This is a genomic window from Nonomuraea indica, assembly GCF_002850745.1.
Lineage (GTDB): Bacteria > Actinomycetota > Actinomycetes > Streptosporangiales > Streptosporangiaceae > Nonomuraea > Nonomuraea indica.
On the sequence record NZ_KZ559468.1, the window covers coordinates 103,561 to 122,106 of the forward strand.

18 protein-coding genes are annotated in these 18,546 nt (G+C 73.3%); 8 read left to right on the forward strand and 10 right to left on the reverse strand.

Going from position 1 to position 18,546, the window contains the following annotated elements:
• Positions 1 to 55: 55 nt before the first annotated feature.
• Together CXR44_RS08285 and glgX are read left to right on the forward strand one after the other, a co-directional pair.
• Positions 56 to 481 (forward strand): OsmC family protein, encoded by a 426-nt coding sequence (locus CXR44_RS08285; protein WP_101784332.1) that lies wholly within the window; start codon positions 56 to 58, stop codon positions 479 to 481.
• A gap of 33 nt (positions 482 to 514) precedes the next feature.
• Positions 515 to 2,638 carry a glycogen debranching protein GlgX gene (gene glgX, locus CXR44_RS08290; RefSeq protein WP_101784333.1) on the forward strand — a complete coding sequence of 708 codons (2,124 nt, stop codon included), beginning with the start codon at positions 515 to 517 and terminating at the stop codon, positions 2,636 to 2,638.
• Positions 2,639 to 2,641: 3 nt separating this feature from the next.
• Here glgX and CXR44_RS08295 read toward each other — a convergent pair whose 3' ends face one another.
• Entirely contained in the window at positions 2,642 to 3,046 is a 405-nt protein-coding gene (locus CXR44_RS08295) for a hypothetical protein (RefSeq protein ID WP_101784334.1), read from the reverse strand.
• 131 nt (positions 3,047 to 3,177) lie between these two features.
• On the opposite strand from CXR44_RS08295, the gene CXR44_RS08300 reads away from it, so the two are divergent.
• On the forward strand, positions 3,178 to 3,900 hold the full coding sequence (locus CXR44_RS08300; protein ID WP_101784335.1) for a pyrimidine reductase family protein: 723 nt from the start codon (positions 3,178 to 3,180) through the stop codon (positions 3,898 to 3,900).
• Positions 3,897 to 5,054, forward strand: coding sequence for an ATP-dependent DNA ligase (locus CXR44_RS08305; RefSeq protein ID WP_101784336.1), 1,158 nt, complete (start codon positions 3,897 to 3,899; stop codon positions 5,052 to 5,054). Before CXR44_RS08300 ends, CXR44_RS08305 begins: the two co-directional genes overlap by 4 nt.
• A gap of 11 nt (positions 5,055 to 5,065) precedes the next feature.
• Here CXR44_RS08305 and CXR44_RS08310 read toward each other — a convergent pair whose 3' ends face one another.
• Complete coding sequence (locus tag CXR44_RS08310) at positions 5,066 to 6,415, reverse strand: ankyrin repeat domain-containing protein (RefSeq protein ID WP_245898965.1); 1,350 nt, start codon at positions 6,413 to 6,415, stop codon at positions 5,066 to 5,068.
• A gap of 109 nt (positions 6,416 to 6,524) precedes the next feature.
• On the opposite strand from CXR44_RS08310, the gene CXR44_RS08315 reads away from it, so the two are divergent.
• Positions 6,525 to 7,229: a DUF1707 SHOCT-like domain-containing protein gene (locus CXR44_RS08315; RefSeq protein WP_101784337.1), complete on the forward strand. Its 705-nt coding sequence runs from the start codon at positions 6,525 to 6,527 to the stop codon at positions 7,227 to 7,229.
• Positions 7,230 to 7,354: 125 nt separating this feature from the next.
• On the opposite strand, the gene CXR44_RS08320 is transcribed toward CXR44_RS08315, so the two are convergent.
• The 6 genes from CXR44_RS08320 to CXR44_RS41635 all read right to left on the reverse strand — a co-directional run bounded on the left by CXR44_RS08320 (position 7,355) and on the right by CXR44_RS41635 (position 11,381).
• The gene (locus tag CXR44_RS08320) at positions 7,355 to 8,074 is read right to left on the reverse strand and encodes a sirohydrochlorin chelatase (protein WP_245899076.1); all 720 of its coding nucleotides are present in this window, start codon (positions 8,072 to 8,074) and stop codon (positions 7,355 to 7,357) included.
• 308 nt (positions 8,075 to 8,382) lie between these two features.
• On the reverse strand, positions 8,383 to 9,111 hold the full coding sequence (locus CXR44_RS08325; RefSeq protein WP_101784339.1) for a phosphoadenylyl-sulfate reductase: 729 nt from the start codon (positions 9,109 to 9,111) through the stop codon (positions 8,383 to 8,385).
• A complete protein-coding gene (locus CXR44_RS08330) occupies positions 9,108 to 9,326 on the reverse strand; it encodes a hypothetical protein (RefSeq protein ID WP_101784340.1) in 219 nt (72 codons plus the stop codon). Before CXR44_RS08330 ends, CXR44_RS08325 begins: the two co-directional genes overlap by 4 nt.
• Positions 9,323 to 10,996: a nitrite/sulfite reductase gene (locus CXR44_RS08335; protein WP_101784341.1), complete on the reverse strand. Its 1,674-nt coding sequence runs from the start codon at positions 10,994 to 10,996 to the stop codon at positions 9,323 to 9,325. Before CXR44_RS08335 ends, CXR44_RS08330 begins: the two co-directional genes overlap by 4 nt.
• Positions 10,997 to 11,104: 108 nt before the next feature.
• Positions 11,105 to 11,191: a putative leader peptide gene (locus CXR44_RS42130; RefSeq protein ID WP_357903709.1), complete on the reverse strand. Its 87-nt coding sequence runs from the start codon at positions 11,189 to 11,191 to the stop codon at positions 11,105 to 11,107.
• Between the two features lie 64 nt (positions 11,192 to 11,255).
• Positions 11,256 to 11,381, reverse strand: coding sequence for a hypothetical protein (locus CXR44_RS41635; RefSeq protein WP_281260255.1), 126 nt, complete (start codon positions 11,379 to 11,381; stop codon positions 11,256 to 11,258).
• Positions 11,382 to 11,426: 45 nt separating this feature from the next.
• Between CXR44_RS41635 and CXR44_RS08340 the strand changes: the two genes are divergently transcribed.
• Both CXR44_RS08340 and CXR44_RS08345 read left to right on the forward strand, forming a co-directional pair.
• Complete coding sequence (locus CXR44_RS08340) at positions 11,427 to 12,224, forward strand: TIGR03084 family metal-binding protein (RefSeq protein ID WP_180903252.1); 798 nt, start codon at positions 11,427 to 11,429, stop codon at positions 12,222 to 12,224.
• A 32-nt stretch (positions 12,225 to 12,256) separates the two neighbouring features.
• A complete protein-coding gene (locus CXR44_RS08345; RefSeq protein ID WP_101784342.1) occupies positions 12,257 to 12,628 on the forward strand; it encodes a YccF domain-containing protein in 372 nt (123 codons plus the stop codon).
• A gap of 42 nt (positions 12,629 to 12,670) precedes the next feature.
• Here CXR44_RS08345 and CXR44_RS08350 read toward each other — a convergent pair whose 3' ends face one another.
• Both CXR44_RS08350 and CXR44_RS08355 read right to left on the reverse strand, forming a co-directional pair.
• Complete coding sequence (locus CXR44_RS08350) at positions 12,671 to 13,642, reverse strand: TAXI family TRAP transporter solute-binding subunit (RefSeq protein WP_101784343.1); 972 nt, start codon at positions 13,640 to 13,642, stop codon at positions 12,671 to 12,673.
• Positions 13,642 to 15,699, reverse strand: a complete 2,058-nt coding sequence (locus CXR44_RS08355; RefSeq protein WP_219601713.1) for a TRAP transporter permease — start codon at positions 15,697 to 15,699, stop codon at positions 13,642 to 13,644. Before CXR44_RS08355 ends, CXR44_RS08350 begins: the two co-directional genes overlap by 1 nt.
• A gap of 260 nt (positions 15,700 to 15,959) precedes the next feature.
• On the opposite strand from CXR44_RS08355, the gene CXR44_RS08360 reads away from it, so the two are divergent.
• The gene (locus tag CXR44_RS08360) at positions 15,960 to 18,542 is read left to right on the forward strand and encodes a nitrate- and nitrite sensing domain-containing protein (RefSeq protein ID WP_101784344.1); all 2,583 of its coding nucleotides are present in this window, start codon (positions 15,960 to 15,962) and stop codon (positions 18,540 to 18,542) included.
• The last annotated feature ends 4 nt before the right edge of the window (positions 18,543 to 18,546 follow it).

Here is an 18,546-nt window from a genome sequence, read left to right on the forward strand (position 1 = left end):
ATCGCGGCGGGAACCCGCGATAGGGTCGGAAGACCACTACGGAGGGAGCATTCACATGGCCACCACCCGCACCGCCACCACCCAGTGGAAGGGCGCCCTGCTCGACGGTTCCGGCACGGTCGCGCTGGAGAGCTCGGGCGTCGGCACGTTCGAGGTCTCCTGGCCCTCCAGGGCCGAGGCCGCCAACGGCAAGACCTCCCCCGAGGAGCTCATCGCCGCCGCGCACTCCTCGTGTTTCTCGATGGCGCTGTCGCACGGCCTGGCCGGAGCCGGCACGCCGCCGGAGTCGCTGCGCACGAGTGCCGACGTGACGTTCCAGCCGGGCGAGGGCATCACCGGCATCGTGATCACCGTCGAGGGGCAGGTGCCCGGCATCAGCGCCGAGCAGTTCCAGGAGGCGGCCGAGACGGCCAAGGCCAACTGCCCGGTGAGCAAGGCCCTGGCCGGCACCACCATCACGCTCAAGGCCTCGCTCCTCTAGCGCGAGCGCGATCGCGTGCGACAATCGGGTCACATGCGCGAAGTCTGGCCTGGCGAGCCCTATCCACTCGGCGGCACCTGGGATGGCGTGGGCACCGGTTTTTCGGTGTTCTCCGAGGTGGCCGAGAGGGTCGAGCTGTGCCTCTTCCACGATGACGGCTCCGAGGAACGCGTCGACCTCCCCGAGGTCGACGGGTTCGTCTGGCATGGCTACCTTCCGGGGATCATGCCGGGTCAACGCTACGGCTACCGGGTGCACGGCCCGTACGACCCCGCGCACGGCCACCGGTGCAACCCGGCCAAGCTGCTGCTCGACCCGTACGCCAAGGCGATCGACGGCGAGCTGACCTGGAACGAGTCGGTGTTCCCCTACACGTTCACCGACCCCGACCGGCTCAACACCGCCGACAGCGCGTCCTTCATGCCGAAGAACGTGGTCGTCAACCCGTTCTTCGAGTGGGGCAACGACCGGGCGCCGCGCACGCCGTACCACGAGACGGTGATCTACGAGGCGCACGTGCGCGGGCTGACCATGCGGCACCCGGCGGTGCCGGAGCCGCTGCGCGGCACCTACGCGGGCGTGGCGCACCCGGCGGTCATCGACCACCTGCTGTCCCTCGGGGTGACGGCCATCGAGCTGATGCCGGTGCACCACTTCATCCCCGAGCACTTCCTGGTGGCGCGCGGCCTGACCAACTACTGGGGCTACAACACCGTCGCCTACCTCGCCCCGCACGGCGGCTACTCCAGCGCGGGCACGCGCGGGGAGCAGGTGCCGGAGTTCAAGGCCATGGTGCGGGCGCTGCACGAGGCGGGGATCGAGGTCATCCTCGACGTGGTCTACAACCACACCGCCGAAGGCGACCACATGGGGCCGACGCTCGGCTTCCGGGGCATCGACAACGCCGCCTACTACCGGCTGCACGACGGCGACCGGCGCTACTACCTCGACTACACCGGGTGCGGCAACTCGCTGAACGTGCGCTCCCCGCACGCCCTGCAGCTCATCATGGACTCGCTGCGCTACTGGGTGCTGGAGATGCACGTCGACGGGTTCCGCTTCGACCTGGCCTCGGCGCTGGCCCGCGAGCTGCACGACGTCGACCGGCTGAGCGCGTTCTTCGACCTCATCCAGCAGGACCCGGTGATCTCCCAGGTCAAGCTGATCGCCGAACCGTGGGACGTCGGCCCCGGCGGCTACCAGGTGGGCAACTTCCCGCCGCTGTGGACCGAGTGGAACGGCAAGTACCGCGACATCGTCCGCGACTTCTGGCGGGGCACCCACTCGGCGCTGCCGGAGTTCGCCTCCCGGCTGACCGGGTCGGCCGACCTCTACGCCACCTCCGGCCGCCGCCCGGTCGCCTCCATCAACTTCGTGACCTGCCACGACGGGTTCACCCTCACCGACCTGGTCTCGTACGACCGCAAGCACAACCTCGCCAACGGCGAGGACAACCGCGACGGCACCGACGACAACCGGTCCTGGAACTGCGGCGCCGAGGGGCCCGTCGAGGACCCCGAGATCGTCCGGTTGCGGCACCGGCAGCGGCGCAACTTCCTGACCACGCTCTTCCTGTCGCAGGGCGTGCCGATGCTGTCGCACGGCGACGAGCTGGGCCGCACCCAGCGGGGCAACAACAACGCCTACTGCCAGGACAACGAGCTGGCCTGGATCGACTGGTCGCGGCTGTCGGCCGAGTCCGACCTGCTGGAGTTCGTTCGGCGGCTGTCCCGGTTGCGCCGGGAGCACCCGGTCTTCCAACGCCGCCGCTTCTTCCACGGCCGGCACCCCGACGACGGCAGGCGCGACCTCGTCTGGCTGACCCCGGCGGGGAGGGAGATGACGGCCGGCGACTGGCACACCGGCTACGCCAAGTCGCTCACGGTCTACCTCAACGGCCAGGCCATCACCGAGCCCGGGCCGCGCGGCGAGCGGATCGTCGACGACTCGTTCCTGCTGCTGATCAACGCCCACCACGAGGACATGACGTTCACCCTGCCGGGCGTGGAGTTCGGCGACGGCTGGCAGCCCGTGCTCGACACGACCGACGAGTCGCCCCGCGACGAGGTGTTCCCCGACGAGCGGTGGCCGGCGGGCGCGCTGGTGGCCGTCACCTCGCGGTCCATCCAGGTGTTGCGTCAGCCGCTGCCCTCCTGACCGTCACGGCTCGCGGGCCGCGCCGGCCGTCAGCAGGACCAGGACGAACGTGGCCACGCCCGCCACGCCGTGCAGGGCCACCGCCACCACGGGGAAGCGCCGCTCGGCCCCCCTGGCGTGCCGGCCGCCGCCCAGCCAGCGGGTGAACATGACGAACCCGAGCAGCACCGCCGTCGCCAGCGTCCCGAACGCCGTCCAGGCCAGCGCCCGCGACCCGGTCAGGAGATGGCCGACCCAGCAGCCGAGCGCCGTGACGGCCAGCGTGGGGTGCGACAGGACCAGCGTCAGCGGGAAGCGGGTGACCTTGGCGGCCTGCCGGCGCAGCCCGCCGCCCGACAGCCACAGGCGGAGCAGGTAGAACCCGACGAGCGCGGTCGACACCCACGTCACCGTGGTGAGCAGCCCCACCTGGGCCTCCTTCGGTCCCGGTCCTGCCGAGAACGTTATGCCGGTCATTCCCCCTCTGCCAGGAGGTGCGGCAGAACTGGGCAAGGTGGGCGTGCGGCCTGGTTGTCGGAGGCGTATGCCAAGGTAGAGGAGTGCGTCGCATCCATCCAGACATACAAGACGATCCGGACATTGCGCTGGCCTACGCCTACCCCGAGGGACGGCCGTGGCTGCGCGTCAACATGGTCGCCAGCGCCGACGGCGCCACCTGGGTCGACGGCAGGTCGGGGGGCCTGTCGAGCAGGGGCGACCGGCGGATCTTCGGGGTCCTGCGCGGGATGGCCGACGTGATCGTCGCCGGGGCCGCCACCGTGCGGGCCGAGGGCTACGGCGCGGTCGAGCCGCGCGAGTCGTGGCGGGCGCTGCGCGCGGGCCGGCCGCCGGCGCCGCCCCTCGCGGTGGTCACCCGCAGCCTCGACCTCGACCTCGACGGCCCGCTGTTCCACGGAGCGGTGTCCCGCACGATCGTCCTCACCTGCGAGGCCGCCCCCCGCGAGCGCCGCAAGGCCGCCGCCGAGCTGGCCGACGTGGTCGTGGCCGGCGACACCGGGGTGGACCTGCAGGCGGCCGTGCGCGAGCTGCACGCCCGCGGGCTGACCAGGCTGCTGTGCGAGGGCGGGCCGCGGCTCAACGCCCAGCTCGCCGCCGCTGGTCTGCTCGACGAGCTGTGCCTGACGATCAGCCCGATGCTGGTCGGCGGCGGTGCGGCGCGCGTGCTCAACGGCGAGCCGTCGCGGGTCGGGCTGGGCCTGGACCACGTGCTGGAGGAGGACGGCGTCCTGTTCTGCCGCTACACGAGGGGAGCCGACGCATGACCGACGCCACCACTCCAGGCCCCGCCGCCGCCGAGGCCGAGCCGGAGCCGGTGCCCAACCTGCCGGTGCGCCCGCCCGTGCCGCCCATGCTGGCCAGACCGGTCAAGGCGATGCCCAAGCAGGACGGCAACCTGATCTACGAGCCGAAGTGGGACGGCTTCCGCTGCATCGTCTTCCGTGACGGCGACGAGGTCTACCTGGGCAGCCGCAACGAGCGGCCGTTCACCCGCTACTTCCCGGAGCTGGTCGAGGCCGTCCGCGCCGAGCTGCCCGACCGGGTGGTGATCGACGGCGAGATCGTGCTGCCGCGCGGTTCGCAGCTCGACTTCGAGGCGCTCCAGCAGCGCATCCACCCGGCCGCCTCGCGGGTGCGGATGCTGGCGGAGCAGACCCCGGCGTCGTTCGTCGCCTTCGACCTGCTGGCGCTCGGCTCCGAGTCCCTGATGGAGACGCCGTTCGCCGAGCGGCGCCGCCGGCTGGAGGGCCTCTTCGACGCCGCCGGCCGCTCGGTCCGGCTCACCCCGGTCACCCGCGACGACGGGCAGGCCGCCGAGTGGTTCGAGACGTTCGAGGGGGCCGGGCTCGACGGCATCATCGTCAAGCCGTCCGACCAGCCCTACGTGCCCGACAAACGCACCATGTTCAAGGTCAAGCACGAGCGCACCGCCGACGTGGTGATCGCCGGCTACCGCGAGCACAAGACCGGCCCGATCGTCGGCTCCCTCCTGCTCGGCCTCTACGGCCGCGACGGCATGCTGCACCACGTGGGCGTGGCCGCGTCGTTCCCGATGGCCCGCCGCGCCGAGCTGGTCGAGGAGCTGCGGCCCTACCTCGCCGAGCTGGGCGAGCACCCGTGGGGCCACTGGGCCGAGCAGGCCGCCGGCACCATCGGGCAGCCCGCGCCCGGCCCGGCGACGGGCGGGCAGCGGGTGCCCGGCGCGGTGTCGCGGTGGAACGCCAAGAAGGACCTGTCGTTCATCCCGCTGCGACCCGAGCTGGTGATCGAGGTGGCCTACGACCAGATGGAGGGCGACCGGTTCCGCCACACGGCGCAGTGGCGCCGCTGGCGGCCCGACCGCACCCCGCAGTCGTGCACGTACGAGCAGCTCGAACGGCCCGTCTCCTACGACCTGGACGACATCCTCGCCCGCTGACCCCCGCGGGGTCAGAGCTTGGCCAGCGCCTCGGTCACCAGGTCGCGGGCGTAGTCGTCGTCGCTCTCCTCGAGCACCCGCTCGGCCCCCCGCCTGGCCCGGTCGTCCCCGCGCTCGGCCAGGCCGCGGACGGCCTCGGCGACCGTGCGCAGGTCGGTGTCGTCCAGGCGGGCGGCCAGCGCCTCACGGATGCGCGGGGTGTCGGCGTCGAGGGACGCCAGGCCCGACGTGGCCCAGTCGCGCACCTCGTCGTCGTCGTCCTCCGTCATCGAGACGAGCAGCTCCAGCCCGTCGGCGTGGTCCGCGGGAAGCACGTCGGCCAGCGCGATCGCGTCGGTCATCGTGCGCTTGTGCCCGGGACGGCCGATGAGGTCGAGCACCTGCGGCAGCGCCCGCGCGTCACCCTGGTGGCCGAGCGCCGCCAGCACCGAGCGGAGCACCTGCGGGTTGCTCTCGGTGGTGGCCATCCGCTGCAGCAGGGGCAGGGTGCGCTCCAGGTAGGGCTTGTCGCCCTCCCTCATCCCGAACTGCGCGATCGCGTCCACCCCGAACTCCCGCTCCCGGGCGTCCTCGCTCACGCACAGCCCGGCCAGCGCCTCGTAGGTCTCCTCGTCGGCCCGCTTGCCCAGCGCGTCGGCCACGATCCACCACGTCTCGGCGTCCTCGTCGATGTCACGGTGCGCCAGGGCCCGTGCCACCAGCTGCTCCACCGGCGGGCGGACGCCGGTGGCCTCCTCCAGCAGCGTCGCGACGGCGGCGTGGCCGCGCTGCGCCTGCACCTGCTCGGTCTCCGACCCGTCGGGGGAACGGCCCGCCACGGTGACCAGCTCGGTGCCGTCCTTGGCGAACTGGCGGCCCACGACGTACTCCCAGCCCTCCTGGCCGATCTGGTCGAGCAGGGCGCTCTCCAGGTGCACGCCCACCCAGTCGGCGGCGATGTCGAGCGGGGTGTCGCCGTCGCCGTCGTACGTGCCGGCGTCGGCCCCGCTGTCCAGCAGCACCCGCACCACGCCCAGGGCCCCGCGCCGGGCCGCCAGCGTCAGAGGCGTGTCACCGTCGTCGTTCGCGGTGCCCACCTCCGCCCCCGCCTCCACGAGCAGCCGGGCCGCGTCGGCGTGGCCGTTGGCCGCCGCCCACAGCAACGCGGTCCAGCCGCCGGCCTCCCGGCCGTTCACGTCGGCGCCGGCGGCGAGCAGCGTCCGGATCACCTCCAGGCGGTCCCACGCGGCCGCCGCGCACAGCGGCAGTCCCTCCTCCTCGCCCTCGGCGATCCGATCGGGGTCGGCGCCCGCAGCGAGCAGCTCGCTGACGTCGTCCTGCTCGCCGTTCAACGCGGCCCGGTAGAGCTTGTCCTCATGCATGCATCGGACCCTAGCCGAGCTGCGCCCCTCCTACGGACTACGCCGCCGTCCGGGGAGGTTCCTCCTCCGGGAGGAGCCGTTTCGCCCCGAAACGCGATATGTTGCGTTTATGACTGACCCTGGTGGCGTCCGCGCGTCCGACGCCGAGCGTGAGGCCGTCGTCGAACGGCTTCGCGTGGCTTCCGTGGACGGCAGGCTCACCCTGGCCGAGCTGGCCGACCGCACCGAGGCCGCCTACACCGCGACCACCCGCGCCGAACTGGCCGTGATCACCGAGGACCTGCCCGGCTCCGACGCCGTCCCCTCCGCCACCGCGCCCGCCCCCGCCAGGCCGCGTGACGGACGCAGGCGGCGGTGGTTCGTCGGCGTCATGGGCGACACCAAGAGACGCGGCACCTGGCGCGTCGACGAGGAACTCGGCGCGGTGGCCGTGATGGGCGACGTGGTGCTCGACCTGCGCGAGGCCGAGGTGCGCACGGACATGGTCGAGATCACGGCCGTGTCGGTGATGGGCGACGTGAAGATCATCGTGCCGGACGGCGTCCACGTCGACCTCGACGGCATGGCCGTCATGGGCAGCAAACGGGTGGACGTGCAGGAGGCGCCGCGCGGGCAGAACGTGCCCGTCGTCCGCGTGCACGCCTACGCGGTGATGGGCGACGTCAAGGTGCTCGGCGACTCCCGGGCCGAGCCGCTGCGGCGGGGGCTGGCGGCCTGGCGCGAGCAGTGGAACCGCCTGCACGGCCTCCCGCACCAGCCCCACCGCCCGGTGACGGGCCCGCCCCCCGACGCCCTCCCGGGCCGCGACCACTGAAACCTGCCGCGCCCCCGCGCCGGTGCGGCTGATCGGGCGCGCTGCCGGGCCCGGCGGTACGGCGGGCGGGTGTGGCGGGGCGGCGCGGAGCCGAACCGTCGTGCCGAGGAGGGGCCCGGCGGGGATTACGACGCCGCGGCCGTGGCAGGGGCGTCCAGGGCCGCCTCGTAGCGCTCCAGGAGCACCTGGGCCAGCTCGGGGGCCGGGCCGAGCACATCGGCGACCACGTCGGCGCCCGCCTCCAGGGTCGCGCGGCGTACCTTGTCGGAGAAGTGGCCGGGCGCCAGCAGGTAGGGCGCGACGGCGACACGTGGCGCGCCCGCCGCGCGCAGCAGCGCGACCGCCTCCTCGGGCGCCGGCGCCGCCGCGGACGCGTACGCCACCGTCACGGCCCACCAGCCCGAACGGACCGCCCACGCGCGAGCCAGCGCCGCCACGACCGCGTTGGCGCGGGCGTCGCTCGACCCCGCCGACACCAGCACGATCGCCGTGTCCGGGTCTCCGGCCGGAACGCCGGCCTCGGCCAGGCGCCGCTCCAGCGCCGCCGGCATCAGCGGGTGCGGCCCGAGCGTGGACCCGTAGCGGACGCGCAGCCGCGGGTCGCGCGCCCGCGCCTCGTGCAGCGCCGCGGGCAGGTCCACCCGCGAGTGGTACGCCTCGGTGAGCAGCAACGGCAGCACCACGGCCTCGCCCAGCCCGTGCAGGGCCTGACCGAGGGACGGGGCGGCGTGGTCCAGGTAGGCGGTGCGCACCGGCAGGCCGGGCCTGGCCCGGCGCACCTCGTCCAGCAGCGCCTCCACCGTCGCGGCGGCCCGCGGGGCACGCGACCCGTGCGCCACCGCCACCAGCGGCACGCCGGCACCGCCCCCCACCCGCCCGCCACGGTCCGGGCCTCCACCCGCGGCACGCCTGACGCGGTCCGCGCCGACGGTCTCGGCAGGTGCGCTGCGGTCCGGGCCGACGGTCTCGGCACGCCTGACGGGGTCCACGCCCGCGATCTCGGCACGCCTGACGGGGTCCGCGTGCGCGGTCTCGGCACGTGCGCTGCGGTCCGCGCCGACGGTCTCGGCAGGTGCGGTGCGGTCCGGGCCTGGGGTGGTGGAGGGTGGGCGGCCCGCCTCGTCTGCCAACGAGGCGGGCCGGACGCCGGGGACTACAGGTGAATGCCGCATTCGACCTTCCCCAGCCCCGCCCAGCGGCCGCTGCGCGGGTCCTCGCCGGGCGCCACCTGACGGGTGCAGGGGGCGCAGCCGATCGAGGGGTAGTTGTCGTAGTGCAACGGGTTGATCAGCACCCCGTTGTCGGCCATGTAGTTGTCGACGTCGTCCTGGGTCCAGCGGGCGATCGGGTTGACCTTGACCATCTGCCGCTTGGCGTCCCACTCGACGACCTTGGTGCCGGTCCGGGTGGGCGACTCGTCGCGGCGGATGCCGGAGATCCAGGCGAGGTAGGGCTCCAGCGCCCGGTTGAGCGGCTCGACCTTGCGCAGGTAGCAGCACAGGTCGGGGTTGCGGCCGAACAGGCGCGGCCCCAGGTCGCGTTCCTGTTCGGCCACCGTCCGCGACGGCTCCACGTTGATCACGTTGACGTCGTAGACCTGCTGCACCGCGTCGCGGGTGCCGATGGTCTCGGCGAAGTGGTAGCCCGTGTCGATGAACAGCACGTCCACCCCGGGCTTGACCCGGCTCACCAGGTCGATCAGCAGGGCGTCGCTCATGGAGGACGTCAGGCACAGCCGGTCGCCGAAGGTGGCCGCCGCCCAGCGGATGATGTCGCGGGCCGGTGCCTCCTCCAGGAACTCGGCGGCGGACTCCACGATGTCCTGCAGGTCGAGAGTGCCGCGCTGCTGTCTCAGACCGACTTCGATGTCGACCAGCGTCATATCTTCACTCCGATTCCGAGGAACTTCAGCTTGAAGGCGCGGGCGCAGGCCCGGCAGTACCACCCGCCGCCCGCGCCGTGACCGGCACCGTGACCGGCGGTGTGACCGGCGGTCTGCCCGGTGACGGGTCCGGCGGCGGCCGGTTCGCCCTCGTAGGGCTCCAGGTCCTCGTCGCCGCAGTAGGGGCAGTGGAACGGGACGGCTCGCGTGCTCATCGCAGGTCCGCCTCGTCCGCGCGCTGCACCCAGTCGGCGAAGGACTCGCCTTCCTTCTTCTGGCTCTCGTAGTGGGTGACGACCCGCTCCACGTAGTCGGGCAGCGCGGCGGCGGTCGTCTTCAGGCCGCGCACCTTGCGGCCGAAGCCCGCGTTGACGCCGAGCGAGCCGCCCAGGTGGATCTGGAAGCCCTCGACCTGCTCGCCGTTGTCGTCGACGACGAGCTGGCCCTTCAGGCCGATGTCGGCGACCTGGATGCGGGCGCAGGAGTTGGGGCAGCCGTTGACGTTGATCGTCAGCGGCTCCTTGAAGTCGGGCAGCCGCCGCTCCAGCTCGTCGATCAGGTCGGAGGCGGTGGCCTTGGTCTCGACGATGGCCAGCTTGCAGTATTCGATGCCGGTGCAGGCCATCGTCTGGCGGCGGAACGTGGACGGGTTGACCTGCAGGTCGTTGGCCTCCAGCTCGGCGACGAGCGAGTCGACCCGGTCGGGCGCCACGTCGAGGATGACCATCTTCTGCTCGACCGTGGTCCGGACCCGGTCGGAGCCGTGCCGCTCGGCGATGTCGGCGATCAGGTGCAGCCGGTCGCCGTCGAGGCGGCCGACCCGGGGCGCGAAGCCGACGTAGAAGTTGCCGTCCTGCTGCGGGAAGACGCCCACGTGGTCACGGCGGGAGCTGCGCGGCTCGGCCGGGGCCGGGCCGTCGGGCAGCGCCTCCTTGAGGTACTCGGTCTCCAGCACCTCGCGGAACTTCTCCACGCCCCAGTCGTTGACCAGGAACTTCAGCCGGGCCCGATGCCGCAGCCGCCGGTAGCCGTAGTCGCGGAAGATGCCGATCACGCCGCCGAAGACGTCCTCCACCTGGTCGGGCCGGACGAACACGCCGATCCGCTTGGCGAACATCGGGTTGGTGGACAGGCCGCCGCCGACCCACAGGTCGTAGCCCTTCTCGCCGGTCGGCAGCTCCACGCCCACGAACGCCACGTCGTTGATCTCGTGCACGGTGCAGTGGGCCGGGCAGCCGCTGATCGCCGTCTTGAACTTGCGCGGCAGGTTGGAGTAGGCGGGGTCGCCGATGAAACGGTCGTGCACCAGGCGGATCTGCTCGGTGGCGTCGAGCACCTCCTCGGTGTCGATGCCGGCCAGCGGGCAGCCGAGGATCACGCGGGGGGTGTCGCCGCACGCCTCGGTGGTGGACAGGCCGACGGCCTCCAGCCGCTGCCAGATGTCGGGCACCGACTCGATCTCCACCCAGTGCAGCTGCACGTTCTGCCGGTCGGTCACGTCGGCCGTGCCCCTGGCGTACTCGTTGGAGATGTCGGCGATGGTCCGCAGCTGCCGCAGGTCGAGCTGGCCGCCGTCGATCCGCACCCGCAGCATGAAGTAGCGGTCGTCGAGCTCCTCGGGGTCGAGGATCGCCGTCTTGCCGCCGTCGATGCCGGGCTTGCGCTGGGTGTAGAGGCCGTACCACCGCATGCGGCCGCGCAGGTCGGCGGGGTCGATCGAGTCGAAGCCGCCCTTGGCGTAGACGTCGATGATGCGCTGACGGACGTTGAGCCCGTCGTCGTTCTTCTTGTTCTCTTCGTTCTTGTTGAGCGGCTCGCGGTAACCGAGAGCCCACTGACCCTCGCCGCGCGGGCGCTTGTGGTGCCGGCTGGCAGGAGTGCTCATTGCGCGTCCTTCGGATCATGGGCGCGCGCAGGCTTCCTCCCGCCTCGACGTCGAGTGCGGGGGTGTCAGAAGAGGTGCGACGCGCTCAGGGATGACAAACGGGGTCGGTCAGCGGGCGTCGCGACAGATGGCGCTGCGGACACGCTGAAGGTCGACGTGGCGTCGACCGACGAGCATGGGGTCCGCTGGCAGCATGTCTATGAAGATACGCGAGCCGCCCGGGATGTCCAACAAGGGGTCCAGAGTCTGGACACCGCCGTCATCCCTGGCGCGGCCAGTCGAGCGGCGACTCCCTGACCTCCGGCGTGCTCTGGTGCTGGCAGTCGCACCAGGAACCGCCGCGGCACTCCTCGTGCCGCCTGTCCTTGCAGGCGTCGCAGATCACATCTGCATTATTCCTCGTCGAACGGGGTTCGGTTAGGGTGGCGGCGTGGTGGACCTCATGCGCGAGCTGCTCGACGACCTGCGCGCGGAGAGCGCGTCCCTGGAGCTCCTGCTGGAGCCGCTGCGGCCGGAGCAGTGGGAGCTGCCCACGCCCGCCGAGGGATGGGCGGTGCGCGACCAGGTGAGCCATCTGGCCTGGTTCGACGACGCCGCCCGCGCCGCCGTCACCGACCCGGAGGCGTTCCGCGCCTCCCTGGCCGAGCTGACCTCCGTGGACGACCTGGCGTTCCAGGCGCGCGGCCTGGCCGCCGGCGAGCTGCTGGCCTGGTTCCGCGCGGCGCGCGCCGCGAGCCTGGCGGCGTTCGCCCGGCTGGGGCCCCGCGACCGGGTGCCGTGGTACGGGCCGGACATGTCGGCCGTCTCGTTCGTCACCGCCCGCCTGATGGAGACGTGGGCGCACGGGCAGGACGTGGCCGACGCCCTCGGCGTCACCCGGGAGCCGACGTCCAGGCTGCGGCACGTGGCCACCATCGGGCACCGCGCGCTGCCGTACAGCTTCGCCGTGCGCGGGCTGCCCGTGCCCGCCGAGCCCGTGCGGCTGGAGCTGACGGCGCCCGGCGGCGAGCCGTGGACGGCCGGGCCGGCCGGCGCCGCCGACGTGGTGCGCGGCCCCATGCTCGACTTCTGCCTGCTGGTCACCCAGCGCGTCCACCTGGCCGACACCGCGCTGCGGATCACCGGCCAGACGGCCCGCGCCTGGATGGAGATCGCCCAGGCGTTCGCCGGCCCACCCGGAAAGGGACGCGCCCCGAGATCGGGGAACGCTCAGGGGGATGCCCGATGATCCGCCCGGGCCACCGGTGACAAGCTGGGAGCATGCGGACGCTTCTGAACGTCATCTGGCTGCTCTTCGCGGGGATCTGGCTCGCCCTCGGCTACGCGGTGGCCGGGGTGATCTGCTGCGTCCTCATCGTCACGATCCCGTTCGGCATCGCCTCGTTCCGGATCGCCGCGTACGCGCTGTGGCCGTTCGGCAGGACCGTCGTCCGCGACCCGGACGCCGGCGTGTTCTCCCTGTTCGGCAACATCATCTGGTGCCTCGTCGCCGGGATCTGGCTGGCGATCGGGCACGTCGTGACCTCGATCCCGCTGTTCGTCTCGATCGTCGGCATCCCGCTGGGCGTCGCCAACCTCAAGATGGTGCCCGTGTCGCTGCTGCCGCTCGGCGCCCGCATCGAGGACGCCTGAGCGGGCCCGGAGCGCCTTCCGCGCCGGGCCCGGGGAGCGGCGTCAGGGCTGCAGGTACTTCTTGGCGCCGTCGTGCAGCGGCACCGGGTCGGTCTTCGCCGCCTCGTCGCGGCTGATGTTCTTCGCCTCCGGGTGGACCTTCTCCAGCTCCGCCTTCTTCTCGAAGAGGATCTTGGTGAGGTTGCCGGCGAGGTCGGCCGGCATCTTCTCCGACACGATGAGCAGGTTGGGCACGGCGATGGTCGGCACGTCGGCCGCCGTCGCGTACACGTCCTTCTTCAGCGTCGTGGCCTGGTAGACCGGCCCGTACTCGGCGTTGAGCTTGGGCAGCAGCTCGTCGATCGGCACGAACACGACGTCGTCCTTCAGGCTCGTCGTCAGGTCGGTGATGCCGCCCGTCGGCAGGCCGCCCGACCAGAACAGCGCGTCCAGCGTGCCGTCCTTGACGCCCTGCACCGTCTCCGGCAGCGACAGCGCCTGCTTCTTGATGTCGGAGTCGGGGTTCAGCCCGGCGGCCTTGAGCAGGCGCAGCGCGATGTTCTCGGTGCCCGAGTTCGGCGAGCCGGTCGAGACGCGCTTGCCCTTCATGTCGGCGACGGTGCGGATGCCGGCGTCGGCGCGGGCGATCACATGGGTGTAGTTCGTGTAGATCCTCGCCAGCGCCTTGATCGGCTGCGGGCTGGTGAAGGCGCCCTTGCCGGTCGCGGCGTCGCTCGCGGCGTCGGCCAGCGTGAAGGCGATGTCGGAGTCGCCGCGCACCACCCGCTGGATGTTCTCCACCGACGCGCCGGTGGCCTCCGCCGTCACCTGGTAGCCCGGCAGGTTCTTGGTCAGCAGGTCGGCGTAGCCGCCGCCGAGCTGGTAGTAGACACCGGTGGTGTTGCCGGTGGCGATGGACAGGCGGCCGCTGTTGTGAAGGGCGTCGCCCGAGGTGCTCTGGCGCTCGCCGCCGCACGCCGTGAGGCCGGCCACGAGGGCCAGCGCGGCGGCGCCGAGACGGATGACGGATCGCATCAGGTTCCTTTCTGCGTACCTTGTACGGGAACGGGGCGGCGCAGCGCCAGATGGACGAGCAGCGCCACGGCGAGCAGGGCCAGCCCGGCCACGACGCTCGCCGGTTCGAGGAAGAGCAGGGCGACGGCCGCGCCGGCGGCCAGGACGCGCTCGGGCCAGCCGGCGCGGCGCACCATCCAGCCGCCGGTGGCGGCGGCCAGCGCGACGACGGCCACCGCCGAGACGGCCAGCGCCAGCAGCACCTGCGGCAGCGGGGCCTGCAACAGCAGCGCCCGCCCCGCCGGCGCCAGCACGAACGCGAACGGCACCAGGAACGCCGGCAGGGTGTACTTCCAGGTCATCATCATGGTCCGGAAGGCGTTGCCGCCCGTGATGGCCGCCGCGGCGACCGCCGCGAGCGCGGTCGGCGGCGTCACCTCCGACAGGACCGCGTAGTAGAAGATGAACATGTACGTGGCGTCCGGCGGCACCCCCAGCGTCTGCAGGGCCGGGCCGATGATGACGGCCGCGATGATGAACGACGCGGTCACCGGCACCGCCAGGCCGAGCAGCAGCACGGCGAGCGCCGCCACCAGGGCCGTCAGCGCGAGCTGGCCGCCGGCCAGGTCCACGATGATCCGCGACGCCTTCAGGCCGAGCCCGGTGAGCGTCACCATCGCCACGATCACCCCGGCGGCCGCCGTCGTGGCCGCCACGGGCAGCACGCCGAGCGTCCCGGCCGACAGCGCCTGCGCCGCCCGCCGCGGGGTGAGCCGGTGCTCGCGGTCGAGGAACGACAGCAGGAAGGCCAGCAGGGTCGCGTAGACGACGGCGCGGAACGGCGACACCCCGAAGGCCATCAGCACCACGATCGCGACCAGCGAGGAGAAGTGGTAGCCGAACCGGCCCAGCAGCCGCCAGACCGAGTCGGTCTCCATCCGGACGCCGTGGGTGCCGAACCGGCGGGCGTCGATCTCGACCGCCAGGATGATCCCGAGGTAGTACAGGATCGTCGGCACGGTCGCGTACAGCAGCACCGTCAGGTAGGACGTCTTGAGGTACTCGGCGATGATGAACGCCGCCGCCCCCAGGGTCGGCGGCGACAGGATCGCGCCGATGCCGGCCGCGGCCAGGATGCCGCCGCCGTGCTCGCGCGGGTAACCGGCCCGGCGCAGGATCGGCCACGCGACGCTGCCCAGCGACACCGCCGTGGCCGTGCCCGACCCGGACACCGTCCCGAGCAGGAAGCCCGCCAGCGTCACCGTACGGCCCGGCGCGGCGGCCGAGCGGCGGAACGCCGCGAACGAGATGTTGACGAAGAACGCGCCCGCCCCCGAGTACTCCAGCACCGCCCCGTAGATCGTGAAGAGCACGATGTACGTCGCCGCCACGTCCAGCGGCACCCCGAACAGGCCTTCGGTGCCCATGTAGAGCTGGACGACGATCCGCTCGACGCCGTAGCCGCGGTGCCCGAGGACGGAGTCGACCGGCAGGTAGCCGCCGTAGTAGGCGTAGGCCAGGAACGCCAGGCAGATCCACGGCAGCACCGCCCCGACGGTGCGGCGCGTGGCCTCCAGCACCAGCAGCAGGCAGCCGGCCCCCATGAGCAGGTCCATCGTGGAGGGCTCGAAGGTGCGCCGGATGAAGTCGTCGAACCCGAACAGCGGATACGCGCACACGGCGAGGGACAGCGCCGCCAGGATCCAGTCGGCCACGCCGGGCGTGTCCGGCCTGGCCGCCTTCGCCTCGACGGCGTCACCGGTCCGCTCGCCCGCCGTGCCGCCCCGCCCGCCGGGCCGCCGGCCGAACCCACGGGTCAGCCACGACGGCAGGCTGCCCGGCCGGTAGGCCAGGAACGTCAGCGGCAGCACCGCCGCCATGAAACTCATCCGGTACGGCAGCACCGGCATCGGGTTGAACACCGCGTACAGCGCGTAGAGGGACACGCCGAGCGCGATCGCCCCGACGACGATCGCCAGCCGCCCGGGCAGCCGCCGGGCGGGCCGCTCGGCGTCGTACTCGGCGATGAGCTCCTCGGTGCTGCGGGCCGGTGCCGTGCCCTGGTCGGCGGATGTCACCTCTAACCTCCTCGCGTCAGCGGCACACCGGCCGCCGGTCGCCTGAAACGTAGATGTGACCTGGCCCACTCCTGAAGGTCCGGGGCCCGCTATTTGATGAACTCTTAGGGAAGACACGCCGGCTGTGTTAAGGGCAGATCAAATCCTGGCCGCCGCCCATGTTCGCGATGTGACCCAGGCCACTAGGGTGCGCGCAGGCCGCTCGTCCGCGGGGACGCGGAGCGGGCGGCGCTGCACTCCGCGAACCGAGGTACGTCAGCATGGCGCTCAAAGTCCAGATCTCCCCTCGCCCCTGGAGCTGGTGGACGGTCCGAGCGCGGCTCGGACTCCTCGTCGCGCTGCCCGTCCTCGGCATGCTGGCCTTCGCCGTGGCGCAGGCCGGCACGGTCCTGGGCGTGGCCGACGGCGGGCAGCGCACCCGCGACCTCGCCTCCCTCGCCACCGCCACCTCCGGCCTGGTCCACCAGCTCGAACGGGAGCAGGCGGAGTCGCAGGCGCTGGCGGCGCGGGGCGGGACCAGCGGCCGGGTGCTGGTGACGGCCGCCCGGCAGCGCACGGACGCCGCGCGGCGGGCCTTCTCCGCGACCGGCGGCACGGCCCAGGAGGCGGCGCCCGGGCTCACGCCGGCGCTGCGCGCCGCCGAGCAGGCCCTCACCCGGGCGCGGCAGGCGGCGCAGGAGGGGACCGGCCAGGGCGACGCGAACGGGACCGACCGCTACGGGGCCGCGGTCACCGCCCTGCTCACCGTCGCCACCGCGCTGCCCCGCCAGATCGACGACCAGCGGCTGGCCAACCAGGCCCACGCCGTCGCCGAGCTGGCCGGGGCCAAGCACGCGCTCGCCGAGCAGCGCGAACTGCTGCGCGGCGCGCTCACCCGGCGTCGGCTGCGGCCGGCCGAGGCCCGCGAGCTGGTACGGCTGGCAGCGACCGAGGCGGCGCACCTGCGGGCCTTCGAGGCCGCGGCCGACCCCTGGGCGCGCGGCCGGCTCACCTCCCGGCTCGTCGGACCCGACGTCGAGGCCACCCGCGCCACCCGCGCCGCGATGGAGCGCACCCTGGGCGCCACGCAGGCCGCCGCTGCCCGGCCGGACCCCGCGACCGGCCGGACGCCGATCACCGACGCCGACGCCTGGTACGTCGCCGCCTCCCACACGATCAGGCGGCTGCACGACGTGGAGCTGGACCTGACCGGACGGCTCGACACCGCCGCCGCCGAGGTGCTGGCCGACGCCCGCCGCGGCCTGGTGGCCACCATCGGGCTGACGGCGGGGGCACTCGCCGGCACCCTCGCCGTGACGGCCCTCGTCGCCGCCGACCTCGCCCGCCGGCTGCGGCGGCTGCGCGCCTCGGCGCTGGCCCTGGCCGACGTGCACCTGCCGGAGGCCATCAAGGCCATCGGCGCCGCCCCCGACCCCGTCGCGGCCCGAACCGACCAGCTCGCCCGGCACGCCCTCGGCGAGCAGCACGGGCCCGACGAGATCGGCGACGTGGGCAGCGCGCTGTCCGTCGTGCACGCCCGCGCCCTCGACCTGGCCACCGGGCAGACCCTGCTGCGCCGCGAGTCGGCCGCCGTCTTCGAGGCGATGGCCCGGCGCGGCCAGACGCTGGTGGCCCGCCAGCTCGACCTCATCGACCGGCTGGAGGCGGGGGAGACCGACCCCGACACGCTCGGCTGGCTCTACCAGCTCGACCACCTCGCGGCGCGCATGCGCCGCAACGACGAGAGCCTGCTCGTGCTGGCGGGCGGCGAGCCGGTCCGCCAGTTCGGGACCGCCGTCCCGCTGTACGACGTCGTCCGCGGCGCCCTGGCCGAGATCGAGGAGTACCGGCGGATCCAGCCCATCGCGCTGACCGGGACGCCGGTCGCCGCCGAGGCCGTCGGCGACCTGGTGCACCTGATCGCCGAGCTGCTGGAGAACGCCACGCACCACTCGCCGCCCGACACCCCCGTCGTGGTCCGCGCGTACATCTCGGGCGACGGCTGCACCGTCACCATCCAGGACCAGGGCTCCGGCATGGACCCCGTGGCCCTCGACCAGGCCAACACCCGCCTGGCCCGGCCGGACGACCCGGTGGCCGGGCTGGGCGGCACGATGGGGCTGCGCGTGGTCGCCCGGCTGGCCGACCGGCACGGGGTCACGGTCCGCCTGTCCAGCCGGGGCCGCGGCGTCATCGCCACCGTCCTTATCCCGCCCCCGCTCCTCGCGAGCGCGCCACGGCACGCCGGGACAGGCCCGGCGCCGGTGGGTGCGGGCGGCCGGGACGGCGGCGGGGCGCCCGGCATCCGGGAGACCGTCGCGGCCCACGGCCCTTCCGGCACACGGGCGGCCGGGACCGCCGCCGAGCCCGAGACCGGGATGCTGGCCGACCGCCTCGGCTGGCTGCTGACCCGGTTCACCAACCAGGTGCCCGGCGTCGCCCACGCCGTCGCGGTCTCCGCCGACGGCGTCGCCCTCGCCTCCTCCGGAGCGCTGTCCCGCGAACGCTCCGTCCACCTGGCCGCGGCCGTGGCCGGCATCGCCGGGCTGAGCGCGGGCACCGCCCGTTCCCTGGCGACGGGCCAGGTCCGGCAGACCGCCGTGGACATGGACGAGGGAGCCCTGCTCACCTTCGCGGCCGGCCGGGTCCTGCTCGGCGTCCTGACCCGCGGCGACACCGACTACGGGGACGTCGCCTACGAGGCGGGCCGGCTCGGCCTGCAGGTCGCCGACCTCCTGGGCGCGGCGGACGAGCCCGTACCCGGCCCGGCGACGGACCCCGGCCCGCTCGGCACCGCGGACGTCGCCGCGGACGGCGGCGCCGGTCCATGGCACGATGAGACACACCCCAGCAGCCGGACGTGACCGA